Annotated in this window: 14 protein-coding genes; 3 read left to right on the forward strand and 11 right to left on the reverse strand. The window is 65.3% G+C overall.

Annotated features, from left to right (window positions below; genetic code table 11):
• Nucleotides 1-426, reverse strand: a 426-nt coding sequence (petA, locus tag AC1D0P_RS18220) for a ubiquinol-cytochrome c reductase iron-sulfur subunit (RefSeq protein ID WP_477678041.1), incomplete at its 3' end; no start/stop codon positions are given.
• A gap of 250 nt (nucleotides 427-676) precedes the next feature.
• On the opposite strand from petA, the gene mscL reads away from it, so the two are divergent.
• The gene (mscL, locus tag AC1D0P_RS18225; protein ID WP_477678042.1) at nucleotides 677-1,102 is read left to right on the forward strand and encodes a large conductance mechanosensitive channel protein MscL; all 426 of its coding nucleotides are present in this window, start codon (nucleotides 677-679) and stop codon (nucleotides 1,100-1,102) included.
• A 23-nt stretch (nucleotides 1,103-1,125) separates the two neighbouring features.
• Here mscL and pdxA read toward each other — a convergent pair whose 3' ends face one another.
• A complete protein-coding gene (gene pdxA / locus AC1D0P_RS18230; protein WP_477678052.1) occupies nucleotides 1,126-2,139 on the reverse strand; it encodes a 4-hydroxythreonine-4-phosphate dehydrogenase PdxA in 1,014 nt (337 codons plus the stop codon).
• Between the two features lie 122 nt (nucleotides 2,140-2,261).
• On the opposite strand from pdxA, the gene AC1D0P_RS18235 reads away from it, so the two are divergent.
• A complete protein-coding gene (locus AC1D0P_RS18235) occupies nucleotides 2,262-3,587 on the forward strand; it encodes a GGDEF domain-containing protein (protein ID WP_477678043.1) in 1,326 nt (441 codons plus the stop codon).
• Nucleotides 3,588-3,608: 21 nt separating this feature from the next.
• Here AC1D0P_RS18235 and AC1D0P_RS18240 read toward each other — a convergent pair whose 3' ends face one another.
• Nucleotides 3,609-4,370 (reverse strand): Nif3-like dinuclear metal center hexameric protein, encoded by a 762-nt coding sequence (locus tag AC1D0P_RS18240; protein ID WP_477678044.1) that lies wholly within the window; start codon nucleotides 4,368-4,370, stop codon nucleotides 3,609-3,611.
• 21 nt (nucleotides 4,371-4,391) lie between these two features.
• Nucleotides 4,392-4,997: a chalcone isomerase family protein gene (locus tag AC1D0P_RS18245; protein ID WP_477678045.1), complete on the reverse strand. Its 606-nt coding sequence runs from the start codon at nucleotides 4,995-4,997 to the stop codon at nucleotides 4,392-4,394.
• 232 nt (nucleotides 4,998-5,229) lie between these two features.
• Between AC1D0P_RS18245 and AC1D0P_RS18250 the strand changes: the two genes are divergently transcribed.
• Nucleotides 5,230-6,390, forward strand: a complete 1,161-nt coding sequence (locus AC1D0P_RS18250) for a S1C family serine protease (RefSeq protein WP_477652458.1) — start codon at nucleotides 5,230-5,232, stop codon at nucleotides 6,388-6,390.
• A gap of 16 nt (nucleotides 6,391-6,406) precedes the next feature.
• Here the strand turns inward: AC1D0P_RS18250 and tatC are convergent, their stop codons facing one another.
• From tatC to AC1D0P_RS18285, 7 genes are all read right to left on the reverse strand, one after another.
• On the reverse strand, nucleotides 6,407-7,207 hold the full coding sequence (tatC, locus tag AC1D0P_RS18255) for a twin-arginine translocase subunit TatC (protein ID WP_477678046.1): 801 nt from the start codon (nucleotides 7,205-7,207) through the stop codon (nucleotides 6,407-6,409).
• A gap of 67 nt (nucleotides 7,208-7,274) precedes the next feature.
• Nucleotides 7,275-7,742: a Sec-independent protein translocase protein TatB gene (gene tatB / locus AC1D0P_RS18260; protein WP_477678047.1), complete on the reverse strand. Its 468-nt coding sequence runs from the start codon at nucleotides 7,740-7,742 to the stop codon at nucleotides 7,275-7,277.
• A 17-nt stretch (nucleotides 7,743-7,759) separates the two neighbouring features.
• Nucleotides 7,760-8,002 (reverse strand): Sec-independent protein translocase subunit TatA, encoded by a 243-nt coding sequence (gene tatA, locus AC1D0P_RS18265; RefSeq protein ID WP_477678048.1) that lies wholly within the window; start codon nucleotides 8,000-8,002, stop codon nucleotides 7,760-7,762.
• Between the two features lie 172 nt (nucleotides 8,003-8,174).
• On the reverse strand, nucleotides 8,175-8,534 hold the full coding sequence (locus tag AC1D0P_RS18270; protein WP_477678049.1) for a histidine triad nucleotide-binding protein: 360 nt from the start codon (nucleotides 8,532-8,534) through the stop codon (nucleotides 8,175-8,177).
• Between the two features lie 22 nt (nucleotides 8,535-8,556).
• Nucleotides 8,557-8,907 (reverse strand): DUF4870 family protein, encoded by a 351-nt coding sequence (locus AC1D0P_RS18275; RefSeq protein ID WP_477678050.1) that lies wholly within the window; start codon nucleotides 8,905-8,907, stop codon nucleotides 8,557-8,559.
• A gap of 55 nt (nucleotides 8,908-8,962) precedes the next feature.
• Complete coding sequence (locus AC1D0P_RS18280) at nucleotides 8,963-9,358, reverse strand: phosphoribosyl-ATP diphosphatase (protein WP_477652452.1); 396 nt, start codon at nucleotides 9,356-9,358, stop codon at nucleotides 8,963-8,965.
• The coding region (locus AC1D0P_RS18285; RefSeq protein ID WP_477678051.1) for a phosphoribosyl-AMP cyclohydrolase at nucleotides 9,345-9,626 on the reverse strand (282 nt) is incomplete at its 5' end. The genes AC1D0P_RS18285 and AC1D0P_RS18280, both read right to left, overlap by 14 nt.

A 9,626-nucleotide genomic window follows, 5' to 3' on the forward strand; every position in this document is an offset into this window, starting at 1 on the left:
ACCCAGGTGCGAGCAGATGCCGACGACGACCAGCGTTTCGGGCTTGATGGAGCGGTTTTCGTTGCGGGCGTAGGCGGGGGTCAGTTCGTCGGGCTTGCGCTCGGACTTGGGATCGGCCAGCAGGGCATCGACCTTGGGCAGTTCGGCGAGCTGTGCGGGCGTGCGTTTGATGATCCAGACCGGCTTGCCGCGCCATTCCACCGTGATTTTTTCACCGGGCTTGACATCGGAAATATCGACTTCGACGGCGGCGCCGGCGGCTTTGGCTTTTTCGGAGGGCTGGAACGTGCTGACAAAGGGAACAGCGGTGGCGAGGGCGCCTGCGCCGCCCACCGCACAGGTGGTCACCAGCCAGTTTCTTTTATCTTTGTCTACGGGAGCGCCGTGCGGCACACCATTCACGCTTGCTTCGCTTGCTTGGGTCATGAGAGTCCTTCAAGAACTGGCTTGAAATAGGCATAGTGGGGTCAACCCGCAATTGTAGCGGAGCGCGATGCCGGTTTTCAAGGCAAGCGGCCGTATCCCGGTGGCCCGAAGCTACGCCGCGGCGTGCTGTCTGCCTGTTTTTTAAGCACCATCCAGATTGCACATACTTTGTTTCAAGCCGGGCCCGCGCGCGGGCCGCGCCGGCAGGCCCAGCCTTGATAATGTTTTTTCCAACAAGAGGAGAGACTTCATGGGAATGATGCAGGAATTCAAGGAATTTGCCGTCAAGGGCAACGTGGTCGACCTGGCCGTCGGCGTGATCATTGGCGCGGCCTTCGGCAAGATCGTGGACTCGGTCGTCAGCGACCTGATACTCCCGCTCGTCGGCGCCCTCTTCGGTAAGCTGGATTTTTCCAACCTGTTCGTGGTGCTGGGGACGGTGCCGCCGGGCACGGCCACCACGCTGGACGCGCTGAAGAAAGCCGGCGTGCCGGTCTTCGCCTATGGCAACTTCATCRCCGTCGCGGTCAACTTCGTCATCCTGGCCTTCATCATTTTCCTGATGGTCAAGCAGATCAACCGCCTCAAGCGCAGCCACGAAGCCGCGCCGGCGCCCGCGGCAACCCCCGAAGACATCGTGCTACTGCGCGAGATCCGCGACAGCCTCAAAAAATAGGCCGTAACGCAGGCCGATAGGCGTCAGCAAGYCGCAAGCCGGCGCGCCATGCGCACGGCGGCCAGCAGGCTGGAAGCGTCGGCACGACCGCTGCCCGCGATGTCGAAAGCCGTCCCGTGGTCGGGACTGGTCCGCACCAGCGGCAGTCCCAGCGTGACGTTGACCCCCTGCTCCACCCCCAAGTACTTGACCGGGATCAGCCCCTGGTCGTGGTACATCGCGACCACCACGTCAAACTCGCCGGGCTTGCCGGCGGCCTGGCGCGCGCGCATGAACACCGTGTCGGGCGCGAAGGGGCCGCTCACATCGAGACCTTCCGCGCGGGCGGCGGCGATGGCCGGGGCGATGATGGCCTGCTCCTCATGGCCGAACAGCCCGCCTTCGCCGGCATGGGGGTTGAGCCCCGCTACCGCGATGCGCGGCGCGCGCCCCAGGCTGGCTGCCACGGCGCCGTGCGTGATGCGCAGGGTTTGCAGCACATTGTCAAAAGTCACGGCCTCAATGGCGTGCCTGAGCGACATGTGGATGCTGACCAGCACGGTGCGCAACTCGTCATTGGCCAGCATCATGCGCACCGGCACCTCACCCACGGCTTTGCCCAGAAACGCGGCCGCCTCGGCCTGCAGCATTTCGGTGTGGCCCGGAAAACCCGCCGCCCAGCCACCGGCGGCGGCCAGGGCCTCCTTGTGGATGGGCGCGGTCACCAGTGCCGCGGCCTCGCCGGCCAGTACGCGGCGCGCCGCCCAGACGATGCAGTCGGCCGCGGCCTGGCCGGCCGTGGCGCTGACCTGTCCATAAGGAACAAGGCCCGGCAGCGCGCACTGTTGCAGCACAGGGATGCAGCGCGGCGGCACGCCGGGCAGCCCGGACAGACTGCCCAGTTGCGCCACCGGGAGCGCCAGCGGGGATGCGGTCAGCGCGGCGGCGCGGCGCAGCGTGGCCACGTCGCCCACCACGGCACAGCCGGCCAGGTCGGCGGGCGCCTCGCGAAAAGCTTTTGCGATGATTTCCGGGCCTATGCCGGCCGGGTCACCCATGGTGATGAGCAAGGGCTTAGCCACAACGCATCCCCCGCCGTAATACGGCGAATTCCAGCGGCAGGGTGCATTCCGCGGCAGGACGGACCATAATCGCGAAAAAATGGGTATGCCACGCCGACATGGTGCTGTGGAGCGCGGCCGCCGGCGCGCTCGGCCTGGTGGTCCTGCTGGCCTTGGCCGATACCTTTTACAGCCGCACGCGCGCCGCCTCACAGACGCTGGCCTACCTGGCCTTGTGCTGGGTGGTGGTGCTGCTGCTCAGCGGGCTGCCCGCCGCCATCTGGCCTGACACGCAAGACCCGCTGGCCATGGCGCAGGTCCTGGCCGGGCCGCTGTGCGCGGCCATGGGCAGCTACGGCGCCAGCCAGTGGCTGTCGGCCCACCAGCGCGACCACCTGATGAAAGTCAGCCTGCTGGCGATGACCCTGGTGTGCCTGGCGGGCGGGCCGCTGTGCCTGCTGCTCGCGCCTGAATGGCGCCTGCCGGTCTCCGGCGCGCTGGCGATCGCCAACCTGTCGGTGGTGCTCTGGCTGTCGGTGCGCGCCACGCAACTGGGCGACCGTATGGCCTGGGGCCTGGCCCTTGGCTGCCTGCTCACCCTGCCCGCGCAGATCGGCCTTTATGGGATGGCGCTGAATACCACGCGGCCGCCGCTGCTGCTGCAGGCCGGCGTGGCGCTGGCGGCGCTGCTCAGCGTACTCATCACCGCCGCGATGCTCTGGCTGCGCAACCACCAGATCCGGCAGATGATGCAGGGCGAGGTGTCGCGGCGCGACCCCATCACGCAGCTCTACGATGGCGTGGCCATGGTGCAGAAAATCATTCGCGCGCAGCATCGTCGCCAGCGCACCCGGCGCGACGGCGCCCTGATGGCCGTGCTGCTGTTCGAGCCCGAGCGCTTGCTGCCGCAAATAGGCCAGGCAGGCCTCAACGACATTTACATCCAGCTGGCGCGCCGCATGCAACGCCACACCGGCACCGTGAACCCGGCGGGGCGCTACTACGACCGCTGCTTCGTGGTGCTGCTGGAGACCATGCACTCGCCGCGCTGGATACGCACGCTGGGCCTGCGTGTGGCCACCAGCCTGCGCCGCCCCCTGGACGTGGCCTCGCTGGACGGCCGGCACATCCGGATCTCGCCGGACATCGCCGTCGGCATCGTCCACCTGTCGGCCGCGGGCAAGGACGTGGACCAGCTGCTGCACGAAGCGCAGTCGGTTGCTGAGGCCGCTCGCGCGATGCGCTCCCGCGCGGCGCTGCTGGACCCGGAAAGCCGCACMGCCGTGCCGGTGGAACATGCCGAACTGGGCTCCAGCTGGCGCGCCCTGCGCGACGCCGTGCCGAAGGCGGCTTCACGGCCCCAAACCACGAAAACCCCGAAAAGCCCGAAAACCGCCGGCATCAAGCCGCCCCGGGCCGGCCGGCCGCGCCACAAACCGGCCTGACCCGGCCGCTGCGGACGGAGCTCAGGCCGGGTTGTCGATATCGATGAACTGGTGGGCCAGGCCCAGCTGCGCCGCGACCTGTCCCGCCACCGCCGGCGCGCCGTAGCGCTCGGAGGCGTGGTGGCCGCAGGCGATGAAGGCCACGCCCATCTCGCGCGCGTAATGCGCTTGCGGCTCGGAAATCTCACCCGTGATGAAGGCGTCGGCGCCCGCGGCGATCGCCGCCTCGAAATAACCCTGTGCGCCGCCGGTGCACCAGGCGATGCGGTGGATGGCTTTCTGCGCCGGCSCGGCCTGGACGACCGGCCGCTTCAGCACTTGCTGCACATGCGCCGCCAGCGCAGCGGTGTCGGCAAAACGGCCGCCGTCGGCGCGCTCCCCCATAAAGCCCAGGTCCTGCTCGCCGAAGCGCCCGCTGGCGGCCAACCCCAGTTGCAGGCCCAGTTGCGCGTTGTTGCCCAGTTCGGGATGCGCATCCAGCGGCAGGTGGTAGGCATAGAGATTGATGTCATGGGCCAACAGCAATGCCAGGCGCTGCTTCATCCATCCCGTGACGCGGCCATCCTGGCCGCGCCAGAACAGGCCGTGGTGCACAAAAATGGCATCGGCCCGCGCGGCCACCGCCGCCTCTATCAGCGCCAGGCTGGCGGTGACGCCGGAGACGATCGTGTGGACTTCAGGCTTGCCCTCGACCTGCAGGCCGTTGGGGCCGTAGTCCTTGAAGCGCGCGGGCTGCAAAAGCGCGTCAAAGGCCTGCAGCAAGTCCTGTCGTGTGGTGTTCATGGCCCGATTGTCTCAGGGCGCTCAGTTTTTTTCGAGGCCCAGCAGGGCGTCCTTCAGCATGAAGTCGGCCGGCACGGAGCCCAGCCAGATGCCCAGCACCATGCGGAAGAACTCCGCGTCGCCGACCGGCGCACCCTGCGGCTGCTCGACGATGAAAAAGCTGGTGCCTTTGCCCGGAACGAACTCCATCGCAAAGGAATCGCCGGGCATCAGCTTGCTGCGGCCCGAGAAGATGTCGATCAGCCGGTTGCTCGACACCGAATGGCGGCTGACCGCATCGCGGCTGGAGTTGTCGGCCATGCCGCGCAGGAAGAGCCGGCCGAGGTCGGTGCCGGAGACTTCCCGCAGCGCCACGAATGCCAGGCGGATGGGCGTGCCCAGCTTCATCGCCTCATCGGCCGACGCCACCTTGCGGCTCGTGTACATGGCCATGTCGTAGACCTGGAAAATGGCCTTGAAGCGTGTGCCGGCGCCGTTGAGCTGCAGCGCCGTGCCCTGCACCACCAGGCTGGCCGGAAATTTCGTCGCGGTGGGCGCGGCCAGGACCGGCAACGCCAGCCCCGCCGAACCCGCCGCCATTACGGCCGCGCCGCGCGCAAGCCAGGTCCGCCTTGAACATTGATGCATGAATGTCGCCTCCGTTATGGTTGTTGATTCCGGGACGGCTGTTCCGGCCAGTCCCGCGGCGCGGCCTGGCAGCCGCCCGGAAACATGGTACCGGAGCAAAGCGGCATGCTTGCTTACAAGCGGCCGGGGACCCGAAGCGATAAACTTCATCACCCGGCCGCTCCCCGGCCAGGCCCCTGGCTTCACACCTGTTTGTTCCCCGCACCCCGCGCCGCACCCGCCCCATCGCTTCATGAAACGTACCTGGCTTCTTTTTTCCCAAACGGTGACCGTCCTGCTGGCCGCCTATTTTGTGGTGGCCACGCTCAAGCCACAGTGGCTGGATCGCGGCAACACGCCCGGTGTCTCCGTGATCGAGGCTCCCGCCGGTAGCGCACCGCGCAGCCCGGGCGCCGCCGGCGGTTTTGCCTCGGCCGCCAAAACCGCTTCCGCAGCCGTCGTCAGCATCAACACCAGCAAGGCCGCCGCCAGGAACCCGCACGCCGAAGACCCGTGGTTCAAGTTTTTCTTCGGCGACCAGAGCCCCAACGAGCCGCAAGGCGGGCTGGGCAGCGGCGTGATCATCAGCGCCAGCGGCTACATCCTGACCAACAACCATGTGGTCGAGGGCGCCGACGACATCGAGGTCATCCTCAACGACACGCGCAAGGCCAAGGCCCAGGTCATAGGCACCGACCCCGACACCGACCTGGCCATCCTCAAGATCGACCTGGACAAGCTGCCCGTCATCGTGCTGGGCAACTCCGACGCATTGCAGGTGGGCGACCCGGTGATGGCCATTGGCAACCCCTTCGGCGTGGGCCAGACCGTCACCGGCGGCATCGTGAGCGCGCTGGGGCGCAACCAGCTGGGCATCAACACCTTTGAGAACTTCATCCAGACCGACGCGGCCATCAACCCCGGCAACTCGGGCGGCGCGCTGGTCGACGTGAACGGCAACCTGATGGGCATCAACACCGCGATCTACTCGCGCTCGGGCGGCTCCATGGGCATAGGCTTCGCCATTCCGGTGTCCACCGCCAAACAGGTGCTTGAAGGCATCGTGAAGGACGGCCAGGTCACGCGCGGCTGGATAGGCGTGGAGCCGCAGGACCTGAACCCCGAGCTGGCCGAGACCTTCGGCCTCAAGCCCGCGGCGGCCAGGGACGGCGGCGTCATCATCACCGGCGTGCTGCAAAACGGCCCCGCCGCGCAGGCCGGCATACAGCCGGGCGACGTGATCACCGCGGTGGATGGCAAGGGTGTGCGCAATGTGAGCCAGTTGCTGACCGCCGTGGCTGCCCTCAAGCCCGGCACCCCCGCCCCGCTGACGGTGCTGCGCAAGGACAAGCAGACCGAAATCGCCGTCACGCCCGGCAAGCGCCAGCGGCCCAGGGCACAGCAGCAGCGTTAGGCTGCCGGCGGCCGTTTCAGGATTTGGCCGCTTCGGCGTCGCCGTCGGTTTCGGGCGGCTTGGTGTGCTTGACGAAGAGCAGGGCCGCGAGGATGCCCACTTCATAGAGGCCTCCGACAACACCCAGCAGCATGATCATCGAGCCCGCGTCCGGCGGCGTGACCAATGCGGTGCCGATGGCGGCCGCCACCCAGAAGTACCCACGGTATTCGCGCAGTTGAGCCACGGTGAGCACGCCCATGCGCACGAGCAGGATCACCGCGATCGGCACCTCAAAGGCCAGCCCGAAGGCCAGGAACATGCCCAGCACGAAGCTCAGGTATTCCTCGATGTCAGGCGTGGCGATGATGGACTTGGGCGCAAAACTCTGGATGAAATGAAACACCTGCCCGAACACGACGAAATAACAAAACGCCACACCGATAAAAAACAGCAGCGTGCTGGAGATCACCAGCGGCATGACCAGTTTTTTCTCGTGCGAATACAGGCCGGGCGCGACGAAAGCCCATACCTGATAAAGCACCACCGGCAGCGCGATCATGAAGGCTGCCATGAACAGAATCTTGATCGGCACCACGAAGGGCGTGATCACGCTGATGGCGATCAGCTTGGAGCCCTGGGGCAGGGTTGCCACCAGCGGCGCGGCCATCAGGTCATAGAGGGCACTGGCACCGGGGAAAAACGCCAGCACGGCGGCGGCGATGCCGATGGCAACCACCGCCTTGATCATCCGGTCGCGCAGCTCCATCAGGTGCTGCACAAAGGGCTGCTCAGTGCCCGCGAGTTCGTCGGGCTTGTCGGTGTTGGGATCGCTCATGAAGGAAGTTTGCGCTGGGTGGGTGGCGCCGTGGGATGCGCAAAAAACAGAAGGTCAGCAGGAAGGCTCAAGACAGGCGGCCCGGCTGCGGACGGAAACGTGCCACGCGGGCTGCCCCCGACTGCGCGCGGGTGCGCACGCCGGAACGGGCCTTGTACCACTGGGGTGTCGCGCCCTGCTTGAGCCGCCACTTCTTTTTCGGGTGCTTGTACTCAGGGAAAATTTCCATGCCCGGCAAGGCGCCTGAGGACGGCTCGCCCGTGGCCTCGGCCCAGGACTTCTCGAAGTCGCTGGCATTGGTCTGGATGGAATTCTCGACGTCGCGGGCGGCGCCCTCGACGCTTTCCTTCATCTTCTTGAGTTCGTCCAGCTCCATGGAGCGGTTGACCTCGTTTTTGACGTCGGCCACATAACGCTGGGCCTTGCCCAGCAACATGCCCACGGTGCGCGCCACGCGCGGCAGCTTTTCCGGGCCGATGACGATCAGCGCCACGGCGCCTATCAGCGCCATTTTGGAAATGCCGAGGTCAATCACTGAATGTCAGGCCTGAATTACGATTTCTGGCGAGCTTCGACGTCGATGGTCGTTTTGTCCGAGGCCTGGGCGTTCGTCGTGACACTTGCAGGCGGCACAGGAACGTCGGCGGGAGGCTGGCTGCCGTCCTTCATGCCGTCCTTGAAACCCTTGACCGCACCACCGAGGTCGCTGCCCATGTTCTTCAACTTTTTGGTGCCAAAAACCATCACCACGATCAACAGCACGATCAACCAGTGCCAAATGGAAAGTCCACCCATGATTTACTCCTAGTCTGGAATTGAGATGTGTAAGTGCAGGTAAATGCGAAATTGCCGGTTTGCACGGAACTGGCTTGATTCTAAAGGCCCGGCCTGTCAGGACGCTGATTACACACATTGCCCTACCGGGTTAGTGCGCTTGCTGGCGCCGGGGTTCCCTTTGCTCCTCGATCTAACCTTTCAGCCAAGGGCGGGGGCCACCTATGACGTGAAAGTGCAAATGATGCACTTCCTGCCCGCCTTCGGCACCGGTATTTGTCACGATACGGTAGCCGCCTTCCGGGTAGGGATTGCAGCCCTGCTCAATCGCCAGCTTGGGCGCCAGCACCATCATGCGGCCCAGCAGCGCGGCGTGTTCGGGACCCACCTGCGCCATGGACGGGATATGCGCTTTGGGGATGACCAGGAAATGCACCGGCGCCCAGGGGTTGATGTCGTGAAAAGCGAACAATTCGTCGTCCTCATAGACCTTGCGGCTGGGGATGGCGCCTGCGGCGATCTTGCAGAAAATGCAATTATCGGAATGGTTCATGGCTTGGTCAGCTTGGAAGGACTTAAGTGGGGCGATGGCTGTTGAAGCGCATCCAGCCGCGCACGCAGCGGTACAGGTACCAGAACCACACGACTACGTAGGCGATAAAACCCGGGAACACAAACAGCAKCCACAGCGGCGACAGCAGCACCAGCCAGCCCAGCGTCCACCAGAAGGTGCGGATCATGTAATTGTGGTGGTCGATGTAGAGCGGGTCGGACTCTTCGGCGCGGCGTATGTAGTTGACGATCAGGGCGATCACCGCAAACACGCCGCCGCTGAACCAGGCCAGCGTGTGCAGGCCGTACAGCACGTGCATGACAACGCGGTCGTTGGGGTTCTTGCCTTCGAATTCGGCCAGATCGGTTTCCATGGGTCAGCTTCCTGTCACGGTGAAGTCAAAAGTGAAATCGGCGGCCGGCGCGCGCTCACGGTTTTTCAGCCGCGTCGCGATGCTGGGCCTTGCGCAGCGCTTTTTCCTCGATGCCGCTGGTGCCTTCGCGGCGCTCCAGTTCGGCGATCACGTCGGCCGGGCTCAGGCCGTAGTGCGCCAGCGCGATCAGGCTGTGAAACCACAGGTCGGCGACTTCACCGACCAGCTTGCCCTTGAGCTCGTCCGACGCACCGCCCTGGGCCAGCGCACAGTCAATGTCCTTGGCGGCCATCACGGTTTCGGTGGCCTCCTCGCCGATTTTCTTCAAAAAGGCGTCGGGGCCCTTGTGCAACAGGCGCGCCACATAACTTTTGTCCGGGTCTCCGCCGTTGGCCGCTTTGCGGCTTTCGATGATGAGCGCCAGGCGCTGGAGGGAGTCATTCGTGGTCATGTTTGCCGGGAGTCTGTTTATACATGCTTGTCGGGTCTTTCAGGACCGGCTCGGTCACTACCCACCGGCCGTCTTTATACACACTGAAAAAGCAGCTGTGACGGCCCGTGTGGCAGGCGATGCCCGGCGTGTGACCCAGCTGAGTCACCTTGAGCAGGATCACGTCGTTGTCGCAGTCCAGGCGGATTTCATGCACCGTTTGCTGGTTGCCGGATTCCTCGCCCTTGTGCCAGAGACGCCCGCGCGAGCGGCTGAAATACACCGCCTG

Source organism: Polaromonas sp. P1_G2 (assembly GCF_056405515.1).